This is a genomic window from Apilactobacillus intestinapis (assembly GCF_049166695.1).
GTDB lineage: Bacteria > Bacillota > Bacilli > Lactobacillales > Lactobacillaceae > Apilactobacillus > Apilactobacillus kunkeei_C.
The window spans coordinates 261,393-285,649 of record NZ_JBMHFD010000001.1 but is presented as its reverse complement, the minus strand read 5'-3'; the positions used below and the strand labels follow the sequence as shown (position 1 = coordinate 285,649).

Annotated in this window: 20 protein-coding genes; 1 reads left to right on the top strand and 19 read right to left on the bottom strand. The window is 35.6% G+C overall.

Annotated features, from left to right (window positions below):
* Window positions 1-23: 23 nt before the first annotated feature.
* From ffh to ACOMA7_RS01550, 10 genes are all read right to left on the bottom strand, one after another.
* Complete coding sequence (gene ffh, locus ACOMA7_RS01595) at window positions 24-1,502, bottom strand: signal recognition particle protein (RefSeq protein WP_421391538.1); 1,479 nt, start codon at window positions 1,500-1,502, stop codon at window positions 24-26.
* 14 nt (window positions 1,503-1,516) lie between these two features.
* Window positions 1,517-1,858 carry a putative DNA-binding protein gene (locus ACOMA7_RS01590; protein ID WP_034531089.1) on the bottom strand — a complete coding sequence of 114 codons (342 nt, stop codon included), beginning with the start codon at window positions 1,856-1,858 and terminating at the stop codon, window positions 1,517-1,519.
* Between the two features lie 25 nt (window positions 1,859-1,883).
* A complete protein-coding gene (ftsY, locus tag ACOMA7_RS01585; RefSeq protein WP_301945470.1) occupies window positions 1,884-3,107 on the bottom strand; it encodes a signal recognition particle-docking protein FtsY in 1,224 nt (407 codons plus the stop codon).
* Between the two features lie 3 nt (window positions 3,108-3,110).
* Window positions 3,111-6,662: a chromosome segregation protein SMC gene (gene smc / locus ACOMA7_RS01580; RefSeq protein WP_421391535.1), complete on the bottom strand. Its 3,552-nt coding sequence runs from the start codon at window positions 6,660-6,662 to the stop codon at window positions 3,111-3,113.
* Window positions 6,663-6,683: 21 nt separating this feature from the next.
* Entirely contained in the window at window positions 6,684-7,376 is a 693-nt protein-coding gene (gene rnc, locus ACOMA7_RS01575; protein WP_034531086.1) for a ribonuclease III, read from the bottom strand.
* Between the two features lie 62 nt (window positions 7,377-7,438).
* Window positions 7,439-7,687 carry an acyl carrier protein gene (gene acpP, locus ACOMA7_RS01570; RefSeq protein ID WP_034531085.1) on the bottom strand — a complete coding sequence of 83 codons (249 nt, stop codon included), beginning with the start codon at window positions 7,685-7,687 and terminating at the stop codon, window positions 7,439-7,441.
* Between the two features lie 49 nt (window positions 7,688-7,736).
* On the bottom strand, window positions 7,737-8,777 hold the full coding sequence (gene plsX, locus ACOMA7_RS01565) for a phosphate acyltransferase PlsX (protein ID WP_053791758.1): 1,041 nt from the start codon (window positions 8,775-8,777) through the stop codon (window positions 7,737-7,739).
* 13 nt (window positions 8,778-8,790) lie between these two features.
* A complete protein-coding gene (recG, locus tag ACOMA7_RS01560; RefSeq protein WP_301945472.1) occupies window positions 8,791-10,824 on the bottom strand; it encodes an ATP-dependent DNA helicase RecG in 2,034 nt (677 codons plus the stop codon).
* 51 nt (window positions 10,825-10,875) lie between these two features.
* Window positions 10,876-12,552 (bottom strand): DAK2 domain-containing protein, encoded by a 1,677-nt coding sequence (locus tag ACOMA7_RS01555; protein WP_421391531.1) that lies wholly within the window; start codon window positions 12,550-12,552, stop codon window positions 10,876-10,878.
* Window positions 12,553-12,568: 16 nt separating this feature from the next.
* Complete coding sequence (locus ACOMA7_RS01550; RefSeq protein WP_034531081.1) at window positions 12,569-12,928, bottom strand: Asp23/Gls24 family envelope stress response protein; 360 nt, start codon at window positions 12,926-12,928, stop codon at window positions 12,569-12,571.
* 227 nt (window positions 12,929-13,155) lie between these two features.
* Between ACOMA7_RS01550 and rpmB the strand changes: the two genes are divergently transcribed.
* Window positions 13,156-13,341, top strand: coding sequence for a 50S ribosomal protein L28 (rpmB, locus tag ACOMA7_RS01545; RefSeq protein ID WP_034531080.1), 186 nt, complete (start codon window positions 13,156-13,158; stop codon window positions 13,339-13,341).
* Between the two features lie 87 nt (window positions 13,342-13,428).
* On the opposite strand, the gene ACOMA7_RS01540 is transcribed toward rpmB, so the two are convergent.
* The 9 genes from ACOMA7_RS01540 to coaBC are packed head-to-tail and all read right to left on the bottom strand — an operon-like array spanning window position 13,429 to window position 24,247.
* Window positions 13,429-14,076, bottom strand: a complete 648-nt coding sequence (locus ACOMA7_RS01540) for a thiamine diphosphokinase (protein ID WP_301945473.1) — start codon at window positions 14,074-14,076, stop codon at window positions 13,429-13,431.
* A 2-nt stretch (window positions 14,077-14,078) separates the two neighbouring features.
* On the bottom strand, window positions 14,079-14,729 hold the full coding sequence (gene rpe, locus ACOMA7_RS01535) for a ribulose-phosphate 3-epimerase (protein ID WP_053791762.1): 651 nt from the start codon (window positions 14,727-14,729) through the stop codon (window positions 14,079-14,081).
* Window positions 14,730-14,739: 10 nt separating this feature from the next.
* Window positions 14,740-15,639: a ribosome small subunit-dependent GTPase A gene (rsgA, locus tag ACOMA7_RS01530; protein WP_414826913.1), complete on the bottom strand. Its 900-nt coding sequence runs from the start codon at window positions 15,637-15,639 to the stop codon at window positions 14,740-14,742.
* Window positions 15,640-15,684: 45 nt separating this feature from the next.
* Window positions 15,685-17,580 (bottom strand): Stk1 family PASTA domain-containing Ser/Thr kinase, encoded by a 1,896-nt coding sequence (gene pknB, locus ACOMA7_RS01525; protein WP_054608165.1) that lies wholly within the window; start codon window positions 17,578-17,580, stop codon window positions 15,685-15,687.
* A 12-nt stretch (window positions 17,581-17,592) separates the two neighbouring features.
* Entirely contained in the window at window positions 17,593-18,324 is a 732-nt protein-coding gene (locus ACOMA7_RS01520) for a Stp1/IreP family PP2C-type Ser/Thr phosphatase (protein WP_301945475.1), read from the bottom strand.
* Window positions 18,325-18,326: 2 nt separating this feature from the next.
* Window positions 18,327-19,664: a 16S rRNA (cytosine(967)-C(5))-methyltransferase RsmB gene (rsmB, locus tag ACOMA7_RS01515; protein ID WP_414826916.1), complete on the bottom strand. Its 1,338-nt coding sequence runs from the start codon at window positions 19,662-19,664 to the stop codon at window positions 18,327-18,329.
* Window positions 19,654-20,610, bottom strand: coding sequence for a methionyl-tRNA formyltransferase (fmt, locus tag ACOMA7_RS01510; protein WP_054608168.1), 957 nt, complete (start codon window positions 20,608-20,610; stop codon window positions 19,654-19,656). The genes rsmB and fmt overlap by 11 nt, the downstream gene beginning before the upstream one ends.
* A gap of 13 nt (window positions 20,611-20,623) precedes the next feature.
* Entirely contained in the window at window positions 20,624-23,038 is a 2,415-nt protein-coding gene (gene priA / locus ACOMA7_RS01505) for a primosomal protein N' (protein ID WP_301945477.1), read from the bottom strand.
* An 18-nt stretch (window positions 23,039-23,056) separates the two neighbouring features.
* Complete coding sequence (coaBC, locus tag ACOMA7_RS01500; RefSeq protein WP_421391525.1) at window positions 23,057-24,247, bottom strand: bifunctional phosphopantothenoylcysteine decarboxylase/phosphopantothenate--cysteine ligase CoaBC; 1,191 nt, start codon at window positions 24,245-24,247, stop codon at window positions 23,057-23,059.
* Between the last annotated feature and the right edge of the window lie 10 nt (window positions 24,248-24,257).

The window sequence follows — 24,257 nt, the reverse complement described above, 5'->3', positions numbered from 1 at the left end:
CCAGGGTAATTATGCCTTTTCCATTATTTACGCTTCTTGTTACGTTTGCGCTTGTTTTTATTCATTTTCTTGCTAATTTTTCTGCTCATACGTTTCATTGCCATTTGTGAGATCTTGCCACCTAGGCCGCCACCCATTCCTGGCATTGAAGGCATTCCATCCATGCCCATGTTACCCATCATTTGTTCCATACCAGACATGTTACCGTTAGACATCTTATTCATCATGTCCTTCATTTGATTAAATTGCTTAATCATACGGTTAACTTCTTGAATTGGACGTCCACATCCACGTGAGATACGACGTCTTCTTGATGGATTTAATAAATCAGGGTTATTACGTTCTTCATAGGTCATTGAATAGATAATTGCCTTGATGTGTTCTAAATCCTTAGGATCCATGTTCACGTTCTTCAAGGCAGGATTATTAGCCATCCCTGGAATCATCTTCATGATTTCATCCAAAGGACCCATCTTTTGAATTTGTTCTAGTTGGTCTAAGAAGTCTTCAAATCCAAAAGTGTTATTTTGCATCTTTTCGGCTAATTCTTTTGCTTGCTTTTCATCATAATCGTTTTGAGTCTTTTCGATTAATGATAAGATATCACCCATTCCAAGGATACGAGAAGCCATTCGGTCTGGATGGAAGACATCAAGTGCTTCCATCTTTTCACCTTGTCCCACAAACTTAATTGGTTTTTGGGTTACTTCACGAATTGAAAGGGCAGCCCCACCACGAGTGTCACCATCTAACTTGGTTAGAACAACACCGGTAATATCTAGTGCATCGTTAAAACCTTCTGCGGTATTAACGGCATTTTGACCGGTCATGGCATCAACAACCAATAGAATTTCGTCTGGATGAGTCAATTCCTTAATGTTCTTTAATTCGTCCATTAAGGCTTCATCGATTTGTAGTCGACCAGCAGTATCAATTAATACATAGTCATTATGGTCTTCTTTGGCCTTAGCCATCCCATTTCTAACAATTTCAACTGGATCGACGTCAGTTCCTTGTTGGAAAACTGGAACATCAATTTGCTTACCGACTGTTTCCAATTGGTCAATGGCAGCTGGACGGTAAACGTCGGCTGCGATTAGTAATGGACGAGCATTTTCTTCTTTTTTAAGTTTTAAAGCTAATTTACCAACAGTGGTAGTTTTACCTGCCCCTTGTAAACCAGCCATCATGATAACAGTTGGAATCTTTTCAGACTTGTTCAATGGGACTGCTTCTTCACCCATTGTCTTTGTTAATTCTTCATTAACAATCTTTACGATTTGTTGAGCTGGATTCAATCCTTCCAATACTTCCGCTCCACGAGAACGTTCTTGGACACTCTTAACAAAATTTCTTACAACTGTGAAGTTAACATCGGCTTCAAGTAAAGCAAGTCTAATTTCACGCATTGTTTCTCTTAAGTCAGCTTCAGAAACTTTACCTTTACCACGTAAATTACGCATTGCTTTTTGAAGACGTTCTGTTAATCCTTCAAATGCCATTTATTTCACCACTTTCATTTTTCTTCAGTTATTTCTAAATCATCAACTAATTGATTTAGTTTATCGTCATTTGGATAGTTATCCTTAACGTAATTTCTAATTGCATCAGTTTGATCATTTCGTTTCACAAAATCTGCATACAAATGAAGTTGTTCTTCATATTTTTCCAGAATCACTTCTGTTCTTCTTATGTTATCATACACAGCCTGTCTACTGACATTAAACTCTTCAGAAATTTCTCCCAATGAGTAATCGTCAGCATAATAAAGTTGAATATAACTATCTTGCTTATTTGTTAATAATGGACGATAAAATTCGAATAAAGAGTTAATTCGATAATTTTTTTCCATTTCCAATTAAATCAAGTCCTTTCAGTTCAGACTATTTAATTAGACCCTTAAATAATCCATATACAAAATCATTTGCGTTAAATTCTCTTAAATCTTCTACCTTTTCACCTAAACCAACGTACTTAACTGGAACGTGAAGTTCGTTTCTAATTGCTAAAACAATTCCACCCTTGGCGGTACCGTCTAGCTTAGTTAGTACGATACCAGAGACATTGGTTGTTTCCTTGAATAGCTTAGCTTGGTTTAAGGCATTTTGACCTGTGGTTGAATCTAGAACTAATAAAACTTCATGAGGAGCGTCTGGGATTTCTCTAGTTAAGACCTTCTTCATCTTAGCAAGTTCGTTCATCAAGTTAACCTTGTTTTGAAGTCTACCAGCAGTATCTACGAATAAAATATCATAGTTTTCATCCTTGGCCTTATGAACTGCTTCATAAACAACTGCGGATGGGTCACTTTGTTCCGGCTTCTTGACAATATCAACGCCATCACGTTTTGCCCATTCATCTAATTGTTGAATAGCACCAGCTCTAAAGGTATCAGCCGCAGCTAATAATACCTTCTTGCCTTGTTGTTTATACATATTAGCCATCTTACCGATGGTAGTTGTCTTACCAACACCATTAACCCCAACGAATAAAATAACAGTTGGACCTTGGTCAGCAAAATGAATTTCTGTGTTTTCATCATTACCATTTTGATCGTAGATATCAATCATCTTTTGAATGATAACGTTTTGCACGTCGTCTTTGCTTTTGGCATTTTGTAACTTAACTTCATCTCTTAATTGGTCTGTTAAGTTAACGGCCATATCAAAACCAACGTCTGATTCAATTAAAGTATCTTCTAAATCTTCGAAGAAGTCTTCGTCAACACTTCTAAAGTTAGCAAACAAACGGTTTAGACGTTCACCAAATGTACTTCTGGATTTTTCTAGTCCTTCAGTAAACTTAGTTTGATCATCTTCAACAGGCTTTTCAAAAGCAGGTTGTTTCTCATCAGTTTGTTCTTCAAATTTTTCTTCGTCAGCGTTGTCATCAACGTCTGATTCTTTTGAAGATTCTTCTTGGTCAGATGATTGTTGTTCTTCTTCACTAGTTACAGTTTTTTGTTCACTAGCTTGGTCGACTTTATCATCTGTTTTTTGTTCATCATCAACAGCAGCATCAGTTTCATCGTTTTTTACTTCTTCAACTTTACTATTGTTGTTTTCTTCTTCGTTATTACGCTTTTTAAAAATATCAAATAATCCCATAGCTTATTCCTCCGCGGCATTAAATTTATTTAGGTTAGCTGTAACCACTTTAGAAACTCCGGAATTTTGCATGGTAACTCCATACAATGTATCGGCATAAACCATTGTTTCTTTTCTATGCGTGATAACGATGAATTGAGTTCCATCATCTAGTTTAGTCATGTATCGAGCGTATCTATCGACATTTTCTGCATCCAATGCGGATTCAGCTTCATCCAAGATACTAAAAGGTACCGGCTTAACTTTTAACACGGCGAAAAGTAATGCAATGGCTGTTAATGCTTTTTCTCCTCCTGATAATAGAGACATATGACGGTACTTCTTACCAGGTGGCTGTGCCATAATTTCAATTCCAGTAGTTAACAAATCATTTGGATCCGTAAGTAATAACTTCGCTTTTCCACCACCAAAAATTTCGTTATAAACTTTTGAGAATTGGGTAGCGATTGCATCGAAAGTATCCTTGAATTTCTTTTCAACGGTAACATCAATCTTGTTCATGGTATCAGTTAGTTGTTGGCTAGAATTCTTCAAATCATCTGATTGTTGTACTAGGAATTCGTATCGTTTTGATACTTCCTTGTACTCATCAATTGCGGATACATTGACAACCCCTAGATGGTCGATGGAACGACGTAAATCGTCGATATGAGCCTTAATGTTATCGATAGTATCGTCGACAACGATATCATCAATTTCATTTAGGTTAACCTCATACTTACCAATTAGTTGTTGTTTTAGACTAGCAAGTTGCTTTTCCAATTGATCAAACTTATTAATTTGTTTATTTAGATAATTTTGTTGGTTAACAGAATCCATTGTTTGCTTATCAATTTGGTCTTCGACTTTCTTGATTTCAGCTTGGTGTTTATCAATGGATTCTTTGCATTCTTGTAGATTACTTTGGATTGATTGAATTTGTTGGTTAACTAACTTAATTTCGTCATCTTGGTTTACTGAAAGCATATTATTACTAATTGCTTCGTTTAACCCATCAATGTTTTCTTTTTCGTCATCAATGTCAGCATCTAATCGGTCAAAATCTTCAATTAGATTTGCTTTTTGGTCACGGAAATTGGATAGTTTTTCCTTCAAGACAATCAACTTTTCACGAGTTGATTGTACCTTTGAAGAGTTATTATCCTTCATTGATTCCAAAGTTTCAATCTTTTCTTGAATATCTTTTGATTTAGTTTGATTATTGACCAAATCAATATTCAATTGTTCTTTTAGTTTCTTGTTTTGACGTTGTTTTTCATCAATATCATCATCAAACAATCCACCATTAGACATTCTGATTGCCTTTAGTTCACGTTGTTTTCTAACTAGGGATTCCTTGGCAAATGTCAATTTGTTATTGATTGAGTCTAATTGACCATCGTATTGACGCTTGTTGTCATAGAAAGAGTCTGACTTCGCATTTAACACTTTTAGTTGATCTTGTAATTCAACCAGCTTAGCCTCAGTTTGCTTAGCAACCTCTTGGCTTTCCTTAAATTGCTTTTCTAAATCTTCTAACTTATTCTTTTGGGTCAAGACACCATCATATTGACGTTTGTTAGAACCACCGGTGATTGAACCACCAGCATTAACGATTTCACCCCTTAGGGTCACAATTCGGTTAGAATGTCTAATCTTGTTACTAATATCAGTAGCAGTATGTAAATCTTTAACAATTAAAACATTACCTAGCAAATGACTAGTAACAGATTTAAGCTTGTCATTAATTTGGACCAATTCATTGGCTACACCAACGAATCCATCGCTATTTTGGCAGGTACTTAAAACGTTATTGTTAACGCTGCGTTGTGAAATCTCATTAACGGGCAAGAAAGTAGCTCTTCCCAAACGATTATCATTTAAAAACTTAACCGCTTGTCTAGCTGAAGCATTGTTAGTGACCACAATTTGTTGTAATTGATTACCTAAGGCAGTTTCAATTGCTGTGGTATATTCAGCAGGAACTTTGATAAAGTCGGATACTGAACCCAATACACCATTAAGATGGTCTTTATTGTTTAAGACACTTTGGGCACCACGATAAAAATTACTGTGATCGTTTTGCAAATTATTCAAACTATTGTATTTAATTTTTAGGTTTTGCGTATCTTCTAATTGCTTGTACCAAATGGCTTGTTGATCATCTACTTGTTTCTTTAGACCGTTCACCTGAGCTTGATAGTCGTTAAAATCGCTTTGCACCTTTTGAACTTCTTCGTTCTTCTTGTTATAAGCTTGATTTAACTCTTCAACTGATTGTTCTAATTGATTGATTTCATCGTTTACTCCAGAGATCTTTTGACGATTGGAATCATTTTGAACATCAGCTTGTTTTTGGGTCTTTTCTAGATAAGTAGATTCATTGTTAACATTAGCAATCTTTTGCATAATTGCTAAATATTCACCACGAACATCTTCATACTCTGCTTTTTTATCAGCAATCATTTTGTCAATCTTATCTTCATCGATTTCTTCAAGATATTGTTTATGCTTATCAATTTCTTGATTTAACTTGTCGATTTCAGAGTTGATTTCTTTTTCTTTTGCTTGTAAATCAGTAACTTGTGAATTTAACTTTTCTAGGTTGGACTTATGTTCCTTCAAGCTAGTCTTTTTAAATTCAATTTCTTGCTTAGAAAGATTTTGTTGACCAGATAACTGTTCAATCTTCTTAGAGTAGTTCAAAAGATTATCTTGTTGTTCTTCCTTCTTGGTTAGAAGCACCTCAAGTTGTTCATTCAATGACTTCTTTTGACCGGTAAGCTCATTTAAGTGTTTGTTAATATCTTCGGCGTTTTGCTTTTCTTCAGCAATAATCGCCTTGGTATTATTCCAGTCAGCCCCAACTTGATTTAATTCAAGCACAATTCTTGAAACATCGTATTTTTTCAATTCTTTTTTTAAATCTAAATACTTAATTGCTGTTTCACTTTGCTCTTTTAATTGGTCATTTCGATCTTTAAGTTCGAAAATAATGTCTTCAACACGATCAAGATTTTCATGAGTTTGTTGAAGCTTTAAGTTGGCATCATGTTTTTGTTGTTTATACTTAAAAACACCGGCTGCTGTTTCAATAATAGAACGACGATCTTCAGGTTTACTGTTAAAGATATCTTCAACACTACCTTGAGAAATGATTGAAAATGAACCAATTCCCATCCCTGTGTCCATAAATAAGTTATTGATATCTTTTAATCGACATTCAGAATTATTAATTAAGTATTGGCTTTCACCACTACGATACAAACGTCTTGTAATGATAATTTCTGAATATGAGCTATTAATGTATTGGTCGGTATTGTCCAAGGTTAACTTAACTTCGGCACGATTGACCGGTTTATGAGTACTAGAACCAGAAAAAATAACGTCGGACATCTTTGAACCACGTAAAGTCTTAGAAGATTGTTCCCCAAGTACCCATCTGATAGCTTCGATAACATTACTTTTACCACTACCATTAGGACCAACAATCGCAGTTAAACCATCTGTAAAGTTAATGGTTGTTTTGTTTGCAAAGGATTTAAATCCAGCAATCTCTAATGATTTTAACTTCAAAGCGATTTCCCCATCCTGTTTTTATTCTGTAAGGTTTTTAATTGCCTTCTTAGCAGCACCTTGTTCTGCATTCTTCTTGGAGTGACCTAGGCCAACACCTTTTTCAACACCATCGATGGTAACGGATACCTTAAAGCGACGGTCGTTTTCCGGACCATTTTCGTCTAATAAGTGATATTCAATATCGACTGGTCCATTTGATTGTGCTAATTCTTGTAATTCAGTTTTGTGATCAAAGAATTCGTCGAACCATCCCTCGTCTAATTTAGGGAAAATTACTTGATGACAAAACTTAACTACAGGTTCCATTCCTTGGTCAAGGTATACCGCACCAATGAATGATTCAAAAATATCACATAATAGTGAATCTCTAGTTCTAGCTTGAGCTTTTTCTTCACCCTTACCTAAACGAATGTATTTATCAAATTCACATTCTCTAGCAAAACTACTAAAGCTGTGTTCATTTACCATTGCGGCTCTTAATCTAGTTAAGCGGCCTTGTGGTAAATTTGGATAACGTTTGTAAATGTATTCTGATACTACTAGTTCGTATACAGCATCACCCAAAAATTCAATTCGTTCATAAAATTTTAAATTCTTACCTGGATGTTCATTAACGTATGAAGCTTGAGTAAAGGCTTCATCTAATAATGATTCATCCTTGAACTTAATGTTAAATCGTTTTTCTAATAAATCATCAAATTCTTTTTCCAAGTCTTTCCCTCCAGTGAATAATACAACAAAAGACGATTACTATTGAGTAATCGCCTTTTTAATTATTTGTTATCAGCGTTAGACATAACGTAGTCTACAGCTTCATCAATAGTCTTAATGTTTTCTGCATCTTCATCTGAGATATCAGTACCAAAAGTACTTTCTAGAGATAATACAAACTCAACAAAATCAATTGAATCAGCGTCTAAATCGTTTTGAAAGTTTAAATCACCTTTGATGGTATCTCTATCAATACTGAATTGATCAGCAACCATATCAGCAATTTTGTTAAATACTTCTTCTTTTGTCATAATCTATCTCCTTAAAATCGTAATTGATAATTCTAATTATAACAGATTTTTAGTTATTTTTGGCGTTTTGTTTGATTTGTTGCATATCATCAGCATGCTTATCAAAGTATTCAACAACGTCATCAATAGTCTTATTATCAATCATTGTCTTAATTTGGAAAATAGTGTTCTTGATTGTAACAGCTTCACTACTACCGTGAGCCTTAACAACAGGAGCCTTAGTACCCATTAATACGGCACCACCATATTGTGAGTAATCCATTTCCTTAGCAATCTTCTTAAATGTTGGTTTAAGCATTAAAGCACCAACTTTTGACTTCACGCCACCAGACATGATTTCACCCTTGATTAGAGTAAGTAATGAAAGTGCAGTTCCTTCGATTGCCTTCAATGCAGCGTTACCAGTGAAACCATCAGTAACAACAACATCAGCAGCACCATTTAATAATTCACGTGATTCAACGTTACCAATGAAGTTTAGGTTTTCATCCTTAGAAAGCATTTCGTTAGCTGCCTTATGTAATGAATCACCTTTATCTGCTTCAGTACCGTTGTTTAATAGACCGATACGTGGGTTTTCAATATGTCTAACAGTTTCAGCATAGTACTTACCCATGAATGCGTATTGGTATAGGTTGAATAGTTTTGATTCAGCATTAGCACCAACATCTAGCATAACAAAGTTATCATGATCTTCATCATTTACGATTGGTAAAGTAGTTGCAAGACCTGGACGGTCAATTCCCTTAATTCTACCAATAATAAATAGACCAGCAGCTAGGATAGCACCAGTGTTACCAGCTGAGAAGAATGCATCTGCTTCTTTGTCCTTAACAGCTTGAGCAGCCATGTCTAGACTTGAGTTTTTCTTCTTCATAACAGCCTTAACAGGTTCTTCACCCATTTCAATAACTTCGTCAGATTGAACTAGTTCAATTCTTTCTTCATTTTGAATTAATGGTTTAACTTTATCGATTTGACCGAATAACTTGAACTCAATATCAGGATATTGGTCTCTTGCCATTTCTACCCCTTTAACAACTTCTAGTGGGGCGTTGTCTCCACCCATGGCATCAATTGCGATTTTCATTTATAAAACTCCTTTAATCAAACATTTTCTTATTATTTTTTTGGTGAACGTAACTATATAATTTACTATACATTGGATTGTTTTGCCAATCATTTGTACTTACGATCTGAATTGCCTCTTGTTGAGCAACACTTAGCATCGTTAAATCTGCAACCGGATCTCCTACCTTAAAATCAGGAAGACCAGATTGTGCTTTCCCCATGATATCACCAGGTCCTCTAAGTTCTAGGTCCTTTTGCGATATAACGAAACCATCGTTACTTTCGACCATGACATTCATTCGTTTAACACCTGTCTCAGTTTTGGGATCAGATACTAATAAACAGTATGACTGACTACTTCCTCTTCCAACTCGACCTCGTAATTGATGTAACTGAGCCAATCCAAAATGATCAGCATTAAATACGATCATCATAGTGGCATTACTAACGTCCACACCTACTTCAATAACTGTCGTAGAGACCAAAATTTGAAACTCATTGTTTTTAAATTCTGTCATCACCAAATTTTTATCTTCATCTTTCATTCTACCATGAAGTAGACCAACTTTGAATTCTGGTTCAAACATATTCTTAAAATTGTCATAGATGTTGATGGCATTCTTCATGTCGACAGCTTCTGATTCTTCAACCAATGGTGTTACCACGTAAATCTGTTCTCCGGCATTCAATCTTTCTTTAATAAAACCAACAGAATTATTGAATTGACCTTCCTTTATCCACGCTGTTTTAACCGGTTGGCGACCATTAGGAAGTTCGTCAATAATTGAAACATCCATTTCTCCATAGGAAGTAATGGCTAAGGTTCTAGGAATTGGGGTTGCCGTCATTGCTAAAACATTAGTTCCATCGTTTTTCTGCCTTAACTTGGCACGTTGGTTTACACCAAAACGATGTTGTTCATCGATGATAGCTAAACCTAAATTCTTGTATTCAACGCTATCCTGAATCAAGGCATGAGTTCCAATAACCAAGTTAATTTCACCAGACTTAATTCTTGGTAAAAGTTCTTTTCTGGCAGCTTGTTTCGTATCTCCAGTTAACAACGCAACATTCACTTTTGTATCTTTAAAAAGTGTTGCTAGTTTATTGGCATGTTGTTCAGCCAATATTTCAGTCGGTGCCATTAAGGCTGCTTGATATCCGCCATCAATACATGCCAGGATTGCTAAAGCAGCCACAATTGTTTTACCAGATCCTACATCCCCTTGAAGCAAACGGTTCATCTGACGAGTAGATGATAAATCGTTTTGGATTTCATTTACCACACGCTGTTGCGCGTTTGTTAATGAAAATGGAAGTTGATTAATAAAAGTATCCATATCGTCTTGATTAAACTTAATGGCTAAACCAGCATCCTTTTGTTCTTCACTCTTTAATGCTTGCAAACGCATTTGAAATAAGAAGAATTCATTAAACTTTGCGGTTCTTCTAGCTAGGTATGCATCCTTAGTGTCATTAGGGAAATGCATATCCTGAATAACTTGCTTTTGTGATTCCAATTTATATTTTTCAATGATGTCTTCTGGAACGACATCATCAATTACATCCTTGTATTCATCAAACGCCAACTTCACCAAATCACTGATTGTCTTTTGACGAATATGCTTATTAGCCGGATAGATTGGATTCATTTCATTACCATCAACGGCTGATAAAATCTTGATTCCAGATAATGACGCTTTGGCCTTATCAAACCGACCGTATATAAGAACTTCTTTTCCAACAGGAAGCTGTTTCTTTAACCATGGTTGATTAAAAAATGTAACCTTTACGACATCGTTATTAACCAATAGTCTTATGTTCAATAGATTTCTTTTCCGACCGAAGTGTGCAACCACTGGATCAGCTGCAATCTTACCTTTAATCGTTACCTTTTCTTGGTCTTCAATTTGCGATAAGTCTTTTACTTGAAAATCATCGTATCTAAATGGGTAATATGTCAATAAATCATATATAGTATCGATACCCAATTCATCCAAAGCTTCGACCTTTTTAGGACCAACACCCTTTAAAACGGACACACTATCGTTTAAATCTTTCAACATATCACCTCATTTTACTTATGTAATAAAAAAATCGGAGAAAACTCCGACATTTTATTCAACAGAAATTAAGTATGGGTAGACTGGTTGTCCTCCCGGATGAACTTCAACTTCTAAGTCATCATCAATTGCTTCAACTTGTTCAGCTAATTCATCAGCTTGATTTTGTGTCATGCCTTCACCATAAATAATGGTTACGACTTCACTATCTTCATCAAGCATTTCCTTAATCATATCGATAGTAGTTTCATTTAAGTCGTCTTTAACAACCTTAATCTTACCATCGATAATTCCCATGTAATCGTCTTTCTTGATTTTAACACCATCAATTTCGGTGTCTCTAACAGCGTTAGTAACATCTCCACTAACTACAGTGTCTAACATATCTTCCATTTCAGATACGTTATAGTCTAGACTAGCATCAGGATTGAAAGAAAGCATTGTTGTTAAACCTTGTTGAATTGTCTTTGCGTGAACAATTTCAACAGGAATTTCGGCAACATCAGCAGCTTGTTGAGCAGCCATGAAGATATTACCGTTATTTGGAAGAATAATTGCTTTCTTAGCATTGCTATTATTAATAGCATCTAGAATGTCTTGAGTACTTGGGTTCATGGTTTGACCACCCTTGATAACATCAGTAACACCTAGACTGGTAAATAGTTCACCAATTCCGTCACCAGAAGCGACTGCAATAATTGCTGTTTCTTTTGGTTCTGACTTAGTTTCTTTCTTAGATTCATCGTCTTTTTCAATAATTGTTTCTTGTTGTAAACGCATATTATCAATCTTAACGTTGGCTAAGTCACCGAACTTTTGTCCCCATGAAATAACTTCACCAGGTTGTTCAGTATGAACATGGACCTTAACAATTTCATCATCATTAACAACTAATAATGAGTCACCTAAACCGGCTAAATGATCATAGAACTTATCGTAGTCAAAGTCGTATTCAACTTCCTTACCGCGACCAATTCTCACCATGATTTGGGTACAGTATCCAAACTTAATGTCGTCTGGGTTTAACTTACCTTGTGCACTTTCATGACTTTGTTCATGGCTTGCATCAATCATTTGATCCATTTCACCAGTATTTGGTTGATGGCTAGTTTCAATTTCTCGTCCATTTAAAACATCACTAAATGCTTTAACAACGAAAACTAAACCTTGTCCACCTGAATCAACAACACCAACTTGTTTCAATACTGGTAACAAATCAGGTGTTGATTGAAGAGCTTGTTCAGCAGCATCAGCTAAAATATCAAATAATTCAGCTAGGTCGCTTGTGGTTGCACTTTGACCTGCTTCAGAAATCCCTCTAATAACTGTTAGAATTGTTCCTTCAGTTGGTTTCATAACTGAACCATAAGCTGTTTTTTCACTGTTTTTAAAAGCTTCTACGATGTCTTGAGCAGAAAGGTTATCCTTTTCAGCAACAGACTTTGAAAAACCTCTAAATATTTGTGACAAGATAACTCCAGAGTTACCTCTTGCTCCCATCAATAGCCCTTTAGCTAATGATTGAGCTAATTCTCCAACAGATTCGCTAGTATCACGACTAACGTAATCAGCCCCACTTTGGAAAGACATACTCATATTAGTACCAGTATCACCATCTGGAACTGGGAAAACATTAAGTGAGTTTATAAATTCTGCATTATTATTAAGGGTAGTAGCAGCGGCTTGCACCATTTGATCAAATTTTGATCTATCTATATTTGAAATAGACACAAAAATGAACCTCCTTTTAGTCTAGAACTCTTACACCTTGAACAACGACATTAACAGAACTTGCACTAATGCCAAGCATAGATTCCAAATTGTACTTAACCTTGCTTTGAACATTTTTACATACTTCTGAAATTTTAGTACCGTAGCTAACAATAATATTTACTTCAATTGCAACATCATTGTCTTGTTGTGTTACCACAACTCCACGGGAATAGTTATCTTTTTTCAAAATATCGTTTACATTGTCTCGAATTTGATTTTTACTTGCCATACCAACAACTCCGTAGTTATCAGTAGCAGCTCCACCAACTACGGTGGCAATTACATTGTTATCAATATCAATTAATCCATAATCAGTTCTCATTTTTACGGCCATCACAATAGCCTCCTTAAAAGATAGATTTCTTAATATATTCGTAATATAATATTACCACATGTTTAAAAAAAGCTAAAGTATTGATATAATGAATATCGAAGGCTGTCAAGTATATTCACTTGAAAGAAAAGCATTGCAAAACAGGCTTCAATATGCTAAATTATTAGAGTGAGATGTAATAAAAGCAACGCTTTTGACTAGAAATCAATTAAAGGAGGAATTTACCAATGGCTAAAGATTTTATTAATGGTAAAAGAACTCATTATGGTAACAAACGTTCCCATGCTTTGAATTCTTCACGTCGTAGCTGGAAGCCAAATCTACAAAAGGTTCGTATCCTTGTAGATGGAAAGCCTAAGAAAGTTTGGGTTAGTGCCCGTACTCTAAAATCAGGTAAAGTTACTCGTGCCTAACAATATTTAAGTCTGACTCTTAATGTCAGACTTTTTTTATACCCTAAATAACAAAAAAGAGAACTGATATAATCAGTTCTCTTTTTTCTATGCATCTTTACTTTGGATTACACATAATACCCCATCATCAAAATCGAAGTGACATTTATCACCATCGAATTGATTGCTGGAATAAGCAAACGGTCTTTCAACATAGTAGTTAGCCAGTTTATATACCGCATCAAGAATTGATAAGTGCATTGCATTCATTGGAATAAACGCTAAGTAATGCATCATATCAATCTTTGTAATTTCATGTTCTCCCGGAGTAAAGTATTGAATTACATTTTGTTTATCAATAATTCTAATTTTTTCAACGATATCCCTAAATTTAGGTTCAGTCGCCAATAAGTAGTTAGAAATAAAGTGATCAATTCTACCACCAGTAGCACCAAAGATATTAATAACATCCGCCTTTAATTCATCAGAAGCAATTTTTAATGCTAGTTGGGTATCAGTATAGTCTTTATCAGGATTATAAGTTCGAATATCAGAAACGTTGTTTGAAATAATTTCAAATTCCGATTGATCCATTGAATCAAAATCACCAATTGAAATTAATGGTTTAATTCCCATTTGAACTAACCACACATTTCCTCGATCGACTCCAATCCAATCACCATTGATTTTGCCTTGTCTTAAACTATCAGGCCATAAATCAGTTGGCCCACCGACTAATAAATTGATCGTTTTCATAATTATTTAGTAGCGTCCTTAATTGCTTGAATTCTTTCAGCAGGATTTTCAGCACCGAATACGTATGAACCAGCAACTGCAACAGTTGCACCAGCTTTGGCAGCAGCTTGAACAGTTTCGTTGTTAACTCCACCATCAATTTCGATGTCAAAGTCGTATCCTTCAGCCTTCTTGATGTCGTCTAATTGCTTAATCTTCTTAACAGTTTCGTCTAGGAACTTTTGACCACCAAAACCAGGGTTAACAGTCATTACTAGAACTTGGTCAACCATGTATAGTACTGGTTTGATAGCTTCTACAGGAGTACCTGGGTTGATTACTACTTCAGCCTTAACACCCTTATTCTTAATCATTTGTAAAGCACGGTGAATGTGTGGAGTTGCTTCAACATGCACACCAATAATGTCCGCACCCTTGTCTGCAAATTCATCAACGAATCTTTCTGGGTTAACTACCATCAAGTGAACATCTAATACTAAGTTAGAAATCTTTCTGATTTGTGGAACCCAATTTGGACCGTATGAAATTGCTGGAACAAATGAGCCGTCCATTACATCAATATGTAATAGTTCTGCGTCCTTTTCAACTTTTTCAATATCTCTTTGTAGGTTTAAGTAATCTGCACTTAAGATTGATGGTGCTACTTTAATCATTATTAATTCCTCATTTCTTTTTATTATAAATTGGTTTTTTATTCTTTAATAAATCATATAACTGAACATAATCATGATAGCGTTCATGTGATAGTTCATCTTCATCTAACATTGCCTTGATTGCACAACCAGGTTCGTTGATGTGAACACATCCCCTGAATTTACACCTATCAGCATTTGCTCTGAATTCAGGGAAGTAATCCCTTAGTTCTTCAGGTCTGATGTCAAAAGCTTCGTAAGATGAGAAACCAGGTGTATCAGCTACTAATCCATTATTAATTTGAATAAAGCTAACTTTTCTAGTTGTATGTTTCCCACGGTTTAATGCCATGGAAATTTCACCAGTTGCTAAATTTAAATCTGGAGAGATTTGATTCAACAATGTTGATTTACCTGCCCCTGTTTGACCCATAAAGACAGTTTCTTTATTTTCAAACAATGATTTAATTTCATTAACTGATTCGACTTTATCCTCGCTGTTGCTAGGAAGGATAACCTTATATCCAGCTTGTTCATAAACCTCTTTAACACCCTTAAAGTACTCAAACTGTTTATCATCTAATAAATCAGTCTTAGTAAAGTAAATGATTGGTGTAATTTTGTTAATTTCAACCGCAACTAATTGACGGTCTAACAAATTATATGAAAAATCTGGCTGAACAGCGGAAGTAACAACTACGGCTTGATCAATGTTTGCAATTGGAGGTCTCACCAATGAATTTTTACGGTCAAAAATCTTTAGTAAGTATCCTTCTTTTTGTGAACTAGATTCAAACTCGACGTCATCACCAACTAAAGGAGTTATTTTTCTTTTTCTAAAGTTACCTCTAGCTCTTGTTCGGTATATCTTTCCGTCACTAATAATATCATAGAATCCACTTAGGGATTGGAAAATTTTTCCTTCAGCCAATGTATCACCTCGTTAATTTATTTACTATTTTTATTATACCTTGCATTACTTCATTATCAAATCACCATTTCGATAAATTCGATATTGTGGTTTTTGATTTTTCTTTAAACTGTAAGGAATGCTGATGGTAGTATCTTTATTTATATAGACGGTTCGATAAAATTTTTCGTTACCGCCATCCTTATTAGAGTAGATTGTGATCTTATTTAGTCCACTGCTATCAACCTTTTTATAAGGTAATTTTACCGATACGTTAACGCTTCTTCTTAGATTTTGGTTATCAGAGCTTCCCTTCGATATCCAAAGTTCTACCTCGTCTCCGTAACTTAACAATAAACCAGTTGATGGACTTTGTTGATAGACTTTTCCGGCAGGTTGACTCTTAGAATTTTCGTAGAAAACCTTAACATTTAAATGGTTTCCCTTCGCGTAGTTTCTTGCCTGTTCTTCGGTCTTACCAATTAAATTAACCATCTTAAAATTTCTAGTGTTAATTGCCACTACCAGGTTAATTGTTGTGTTATGTGGTTCCACCAAAGTTCCAGGGCGAATGCTTTGGCTAAGAATGGTGTCAGACTTAAATGAAGTATCATAACTGTATGATTTTTTAACCGTGAATCCCATTGTTGTCAATGAATGTTCAGCAGAATCGATTGAATCACCTAGGTAATTATCCATCTTGACCTTCTTATAACCACCCGAAACCTTCAAAACGATTCCAGAATGGTTAATCATCTTGGTTCCCTTGGCTGGATCAGTACCAATTACCTTATTCACAGCAACGTCAGTATTATAAGTGTATTTCACCTTGCTGACGATTAAGTGGGACTTCTTTAAAACCTTCGTAGCTTTACTAATTGACATGTTGGAAACGTTTGGTACCGTTACTCGGGTGAAGAAAGTGAAGTTAAAGAATAAGAATATTCCCGAAATAAACGCAAATAGTATCACAATTAATGTAAGTAATTTAAAGATACGATATTTATCCTTATATTCATGTTCTTCATCTACATGATGATCATGATATTTGTTTAAATCCTTTAGGTCCAAGACCTTGGTTTCACCATCATCGATTTCAGTCTTCGGAATCATAAAGTGTAATTTCGCTTCATCCATTCTTTCTTTGCTCATTGAAGTAAGAAGGTCTTCCTTCATGTCTAAAACAGAACTGTAACGATCCGATAATTTTTTGGCAGTTGCCTTAATCACAACATTTTCTAGCGCTTGTGTAACTAGACTGTTTTGTTCAATTATCGAAGGCAAGTTTTCCTTGGTATGCTTCATTGCAATGTTTACTGGTGAATCACCATCAAAAGGAACTTTCCCTGTAAGTAATTCGTACAAGATAATTCCCAATGAATAAACATCCGATTGGGTAGTAACCTTCTTGCCCAATGCTTGTTCAGGTGAAATATAGTGAATTGAACCAACAACTGCATTGGTTTGAGTTAATGCATTTTGACTTTCAATTAAGGCAATCCCAAAGTCTGTTACCTTAACGACACCCTTCTTATCAATTAACACGTTCTGTGGTTTTAAATCACGATGAATAATTCCATGACTATGCGCTTCATAAACCGCATCAATTAGTTGCGTCATGATTGCAATAACTTTATCAATACTGATTGGATAGTGCTTTTGAATGTAATTCTTTAAGTCCTGTCCATCAACGTATTCAGTTACCAAATACTGTAAATCACCTGATTGATTCAAGTCGTATACCTGAGCAATATGCTTACTATTTAATTTATTAATAGCTAGTTTTTCATACTTAAAATGACGTTTAGCTTTTTGACTACCTTGAAAATCAATTCGAATAATTTTAATTGTAACAAGACGGTTTTCCTTCATATCATATGAAAGATAGACATTAACCATCCCACCTTCACCAATCTTATCGATGATTTTATAGCGGTCATTTAAAACGTATCCTTTTTCCATAAACGATCACTCCTAACCCAAATCATCGATTAAAATAGCGGAAATATTATCTTTTCCACCGTTATCATTGGCAGTATCGATTAAACTATCAACCTTTTGTTTCCCACTTAATCGCATGTTTAAAATTTTTGAGATTGTCTCATCACTAACCATTTTGGTTAAACCATCACTACATAATAATAGTTGATCACCTGGTCTAAATTGAATGTTTGAGATGTCGACATCCGCATCTGAAGAAACTCCCAATCCCTTTACAATTACGTTTTGTAAATTGGAATCGATGCTTTCTCCATCTTTAACTTCGCCTTTTTCAATTAAAAAGTTAATGTATGAATGATCAACGGTAAGTTGCTTAAGTTGACTACTTCTTAATAGATAACAACGACTATCACCCAGATGGGTTAGTAGATATTGATTTCCAAAGAACAATGCGACAACAACAGTGGTTGCCATTTTACTTAAACTTTCATCCTTAATTCCCATTTCAACAATCTTATTATTTACATCGCTAATCGTTTGAGATAGCCATGATTTAGTATCAATAATTGAACTAATATGATGATTTTGAAAAGCTTGTCCAATAAAATCAACCGCTGTTGAAGCAGCAATTTCACCACCATTGCTTCCCCCAACTCCATCGGCTAGTATTGCAATTAAAGCGCCCTGTTGATTTTTAAAATAGCCAACATAATCTTCATTACTAATTCTTTGTTTACCAATAACAGAATTAGCAGCAACTTCCATTTCTATTCACCACCATTTTTTATTAAATTACATACGAAGAATCCGTCTGAATCGTAATCATCTGGGTAGATTCGAATGTAACCATCATTTAGCGGAATACCCATTTTGGAAACTGGATCAACACGTTTAAAATCAGGATTTTGCTTTAAGAATTCAGCAATCACGTCTGAATTTTCTTGATTTAGGATGGTACAAGTACTGTAGACTAGCTTACCACCTTTTTTAAGTTTTTTGGCCGCAGAAGTTAAGATGTCCAATTGGATGGATGCTAACTTTTTAACATCTTCCATCTTCTTTTCGTATCTAATTTCTGGTTTTCTTCTAATCAAACCAATTCCTGAACATGGTGCATCAATTAAAATTTGGTTGAATGTTTCATCATCATATAAATCATCAAGCTTTCTAGCATCACATGCTTGAGTGGATAAAACATCACTAACACCTAGTCGTTTAGCATTCTTTTGCACTTGTTTCAAACGATTATTGTGCAAGTCCAACGCTTCAACGTGGCCACCAGCTTCTTTGGATAGGTGTTCTGCAATTTGAGTGGTTTTTCCACCAGGTGCTGAACAAGCATCCAGAATTACATCGGACTCTTTAATGTCCATGGATTCCACTGGTAGCATTGCACTTTCATCTTGAATTGTCATTTGACCGTTCTTAAAAGTATCACTGTAACTAGCAGACTTCTTGGTTAAGATTAGTCCTGAATCAACCAGCTTACTGTTTTGTACACCATAACCATCAGCTTTTAGTTTATCTGATAATGATTGCTTACTAATTAACTTAGAATTAAAACGCACTGACTGCTTTGAAGGTTGATTAATACTCTTTAGGATGGAAAGTGTCTTCTCTTCACCCACTTGTTTATTCAATTCTTCAATCATCCATTCAGAAATACTGTATTCGATTGAAAGTTTCTTAATCGGATCATCAATGTCAGAAAAGTCCGGTAACCCTTTTCTTTCAATTTGATGGAGAACACCGGTAACTAAGCGTCTAATACCATCATGGCCCATTTTCTTCGCAATCTTGATGGTTTCATTAAAGACGGCTCTAGTAGGAATTTTATCCAAGTATTCCATTTGATAAATCGCTGAATACAATAATTCCTTGACCCAATCATCAACCTTATTGGCATTCTTTAGGAAGCGGTTTAACTGGTATTCTAATGTTAAACGATGTTGAATAACACCGTAAACAATGTTGGTAAGCAATGCGATATCACGACTGCTTAAGTCACTATTTTCAATGACTTGATTTAATTGTAGGTTGGAGTATGCTCCGTTTGAAATTTTACTAAGCGTCTTTACAGCCAGTAATCTAGGGTTACTTGACATCTTCTATCACCATATCTCCTTGTTGAATTGATTGACCTGCACCATTTAAGAAGGCGTTAATTGGTTGTTTTGGTTTACCTGAAGGTTGGATTTCCAAAAGTTGTAGAACAGTTCCATCTCCACAGGCAATCTTCAAGGCTTTCTTTGTCTTTTCGACCACTTGGCCAGGTTTTAAGTCAGTGGTTTCGTCTAAAGGTTTAGCACTCCAGAACTTAGTACGTTTGCCTAACATCATGGCAAATGCATTTGGTGATGGACGTAGCGCTCTAATCTTTCGATCGACTAGAAAGGCTGACTTAGAAAAGTCTAGTTCTTCTTGTTCTCTTGTGATGTTTGGTGAAAATACCACCTTGTCTTCATCTTGCGGAGTTGGGTTAACATCCCCAGCTGCCACCTTAGGTAAGGTTTCAAGAAGTAAATCTCGTCCAATGATACTTAACTTATCAAATAATGATTGGGTATCATCATCTGGTTGAATATCCAATGCCTGTTGAGATAATACATCCCCCGCATCCATCTTCTTAACCATGTACATGATTGAAATTCCTGTTTGCTTATCACCATTAATCAATGAATATTGAACTGGTGCACCACCGCGGTACTTTGGTAACAATGAACCGTGAACGTTAACTGCGGCAATCTTAGCAGCATTCAATAGCTTTTCCGGTAAGAATTGACCAAAAGCAGCAGTGATAATGAAATCAGGATTAATTTCTACAATCTTAGCCATTTCATCGCTACCACTAATTTTTTCAGGTTGTAGCACTGGAATCGATAATTCTTGTGCCGCTTCCTTTACCGGTGATGGTTTTAATACTCTTTTTCTTCCGAAAGGTCGATCTGGTTGGGTCACGACAGCTTGTACATCATAGTCGTTACTTTCCACTAACCCTTTTAATACAGGAACTGCAAACGATGGAGTTCCCATAAATACAACTTTTTTCATTTTATCTACATCCTTACATAAAGTTCAAAGGATCAGGGTCTATGTTTACATATAGTCCCTTTTGAGCATCCTTTTGATAATGATTTAATATATATTCCAAACATGGCTTCATATTTGGTTCGTTTTTATACTTAATAATAATTTGATAGTAGTACTTATTCTTTAATTTTAAGATTGAACTAGGAGATGGTCCTAACATAATTGCTTGGTCACTTAGCTTGGCCTTTAAAATCTTCGCAATTTCGTACATCTTTGCAGCTGCCTTAGCTTCGTTGACATCAGAAGCTGATATCTTAACAGTGAAATAATAAGGCGGATAGTTAGTCTGATGTCTAACATTCATTTCCTTACGATAGAACAATTCATAGTCCTGTCTTTGCGCTAGTCTAATTGCATAGTGATCCGGATTAAAGGTCTGAATATAAACCAATCCTTTTTTCTCTGCACGACCAGCACGTCCACTCACCTGAGTTAACAAATTAAATGTTCTTTCACTAGAACGAAAATCAGGTAAATCCAGTGAGGTATCAGCATTTAAAACACCGACAAGTGTAACGTTAGGAAAGTCTAGTCCCTTCGCAATCATTTGAGTTCCAAGTAAGATGTCGGCTTCACCGTTACCAAACTTTTGTAAGATTCGTTCGTGTGAACCTTTTCTTCTTGTGGTATCAACGTCCATTCTTAGAATCCGAGCGTTGGGTACCAATGATTGAAGTTTTTCTTGGACCTTTTGAGTTCCAGTACCGTAGTATCTGATTTTTTTACTACCACAGTTTTTACACTTATTAGGAATTGGTTCCTCGTGACCACAGTAGTGACACTTCATCGTTCTTGAATCCATGTGTAGAGTAAGTGAGATATCACAGTTTGGACAATGCAATACGAAACCACAACTACGACACATGACAAATGATGAGTATCCTCTGCGATTTAACATCAACACAATCTGTTCGTGTTTTTGTAAACGATTGTTAATCGCAGATAGCAATTCAGATGAAAAATCTTCTTGACCGCTATTTTTAACCTCTTCCTTCATGTCAATAACCCTAACCTCTGGTAGGGCTTGGTTATTTATTCTGTGTGGAAGTTTGATTAGTTGATATACGCCCTTGGTAGCTCTTGCTCTTGATTCCAATGAAGGAGTCGCACTACCTAAAACTAACGGACAGTTGTGAAAAGTTGCTCGCCATTTAGCAACGTCTCTTGTATGGTATCGAGGTGAATCATCCTGCTTATAACTAGCTTCATGTTCCTCATCCATGATGATGATACCGATATTATCTAACGGAGCAAAGATGGCAGAACGGGCTCCAACGACCACGTCAGCTTCACCATTATTGACTCTGCGCCATTCATCGTACTTTTCACCATTTGATAAACCACTATGTAACATCGCTACTCGATTACCAAATCGACCTTTAACTCTTTTTACCATCTGAGGAGTTAACGAGATTTCAGGGACTAGCATTAATGCCGTCTTTCCTAATTCAAGCGCCTTTTGGATTGATTGAAGATATACTTCAGTCTTTCCAGAACCAGTAACACCTTCTAGTAAAAAGACCGTATCCTGGTTCCGCTTAGTTGCTGCACTAATTCTATCGACAGCACTTTGTTGATCGGCGTTTAATTTTAACGGTTTGTTTGTGCCAACTTTACCTTGGTATGGATTACGGTATTCTTCTTGCAAGAACCTAGTAAACCATCCCTTGTCAACCGCACTTTTAATCGCAGCTTCAGGAATATCAAAGTCATGAACCAACTTACGTTGAGCAATCTCTTTATCATTATGATTGACGATAAAATCTAGAATTTTAATCAGGTTCTTTGAGTTCTTACGGACCTTAGTTAACTCTTTTTTTGCTTGTTCAGTTGTTAGACTTGGTTTAATGGCATAAATCTTTTTAGCCTTGGCACCATCTGAAACCTTGTATTCGACAGAAAGTTTATTTTCTTTACGATATTGAATAATCTTCTTTAATACTGCTGCTGGATATTCATCCACGTCAAAATCAACGACAGTATCATCACCAAAAATGGCTAAAATATCGTCGTCGATTTCACTTGAAGCATTTAACACTAGTTGTTTTTGATACTTCGCTCTCATTACACTTGGGAGCATTGTTAAAATACAACTAATTTGAAAGGAATAGGTGTTTTCTGCCATCCATTTAGACATGTCCAGTAATTCAGTATTCAATACCGGATCCAAATCCAATAGTCCTGAAATTTCCTTTAATTCACCGTCAAAGGTTCCATTATTATCGATATCCCAAACGATTCCCTGGATTTTGCGTCCACCATTTCCAAATGGAACAATGACACGCATCCCTTTTTGAAGCTTATCGCTTAACTCATCTGGCACTAAATAAGTATATGGTTCGTTAGTTTGCATTGTTGGCACATCAACAATTACTTTTGCTAAATTCAATCTAACTCCCCCTTTAATTTAATCGATTCTTTCACTAATGATATCAATCAATTCATTAGCAATTTTATCCTTACTTTCTACATCGCTTTTCTTAAATACCCCGTTTTCATCGATAAATGAAACTTGGTTATTATCACTGTTAAATCCGATTGCCTTGTTGCTAACATCATTAGCTAACAATAAGTCTAATTTTTTCTTGGCTAGTTTTTGTTTGGCGTTATCCAATAGGTTTTGAGTTTCTGCAGCAAAACCTACGACAAATTGATCATCCTTTATCTTTGATAATTCCTTTAAAATATCAGGTGTTTTTACCAAATGGATGTCTAATTCATCACCATTTTTCTTGATTTTTTGTTCTGAATATTTGGCTGGTGTGTAGTCAGAAACAGCTGCAGCCATTACTAAAACATCAGCATCATTGAAGTTATCTTCAATCGCACTCTTCATTTCACTGGCTGAACTAACATTGATAACGTTCACATTACCGTTGATATGTTGAGTTTCTGAAGATGAAATTAAAGTCACATTGGCGCCAGCATTCATGGCCGCTCTGGCAATCGCATATCCCATCTTACCTGATGAATTATTACTAATGTATCTAACCGGATCAATGGCTTCTCTTGTTCCACCAGCTGTGACAATCATCTTCTTACCATCTAATCGATTATCTTGTTCAACCATTAATTCTAGTCTTTCGATGATCTCTTCTGGTTCAATCATTCTACCCTTGGCTTCGTATCCTTCAGCTAAGAATCCTGAAGTTGGATAGATAATTTTACAACCATCAGCCTCGATTCGTTGAATATTTCTTTGGGTTGCAGGATTATCCCACATATTATTGTTCATTGCTGGAACAATCACTTTTGTAGAAGGTGTTGCAAGCAGTGTCGTAGTAACTGCTTCGTCACCAATCCCATTAGCCAACTTGGCAATAGTGTTTGCTGTGGCTGGGGCAACAATTGAAATATCAGCCCATGTTGCAATATCAATATGAGTGATTTCATTAGCATCCTTTTCGTCAAAAGTATCAGTGAAAACAAAGTTTTTAGTCAATGTTTGAAAAGCCAATGGTGTAACGAATTGTTGTGCACCACCGCTCATAACGACTCTGACATCGTTTCCATTTTTAACTAATAATCGCGCTAAGGTTAATGACTTATATGCGGCAATACTTCCGGTAACATATAGTGCTATTTTTTTATTATTCACCAATCAAACC

Excerpts from the sequence above, each read along its gene's own strand:
- pknB (WP_054608165.1), bottom strand. The coding sequence starts at position 17,580 with ATGGAAAAAGGATACGTTTTAAATGACCGCTATAAAATCATCGATAAG.
- rpmB (WP_034531080.1), top strand. The coding sequence starts at position 13,156 with ATGGCTAAAGATTTTATTAATGGTAAAAGAACTCATTATGGTAACAAA.
- ftsY (WP_301945470.1), bottom strand. The coding sequence starts at position 3,107 with ATGGGATTATTTGATATTTTTAAAAAGCGTAATAACGAAGAAGAAAAC.
- acpP (WP_034531085.1), bottom strand. The coding sequence starts at position 7,687 with ATGACAAAAGAAGAAGTATTTAACAAAATTGCTGATATGGTTGCTGAT.
- ffh (WP_421391538.1), bottom strand. The coding sequence starts at position 1,502 with ATGGCATTTGAAGGATTAACAGAACGTCTTCAAAAAGCAATGCGTAAT.
- ACOMA7_RS01540 (WP_301945473.1), bottom strand. The coding sequence starts at position 14,076 with ATGAAAACGATCAATTTATTAGTCGGTGGGCCAACTGATTTATGGCCT.
- fmt (WP_054608168.1), bottom strand. The coding sequence starts at position 20,610 with ATGAAAAAAGTTGTATTTATGGGAACTCCATCGTTTGCAGTTCCTGTA.
- ACOMA7_RS01550 (WP_034531081.1), bottom strand. The coding sequence starts at position 12,928 with ATGGCCGTAAAAATGAGAACTGATTATGGATTAATTGATATTGATAAC.
- rsmB (WP_414826916.1), bottom strand. The coding sequence starts at position 19,664 with ATGTCAAGTAACCCTAGATTACTGGCTGTAAAGACGCTTAGTAAAATT.
- recG (WP_301945472.1), bottom strand. The coding sequence starts at position 10,824 with ATGTTGAAAGATTTAAACGATAGTGTGTCCGTTTTAAAGGGTGTTGGT.
- plsX (WP_053791758.1), bottom strand. The coding sequence starts at position 8,777 with ATGAAAATCGCAATTGATGCCATGGGTGGAGACAACGCCCCACTAGAA.
- ACOMA7_RS01520 (WP_301945475.1), bottom strand. The coding sequence starts at position 18,324 with ATGGAAGTTGCTGCTAATTCTGTTATTGGTAAACAAAGAATTAGTAAT.
- rpe (WP_053791762.1), bottom strand. The coding sequence starts at position 14,729 with ATGATTAAAGTAGCACCATCAATCTTAAGTGCAGATTACTTAAACCTA.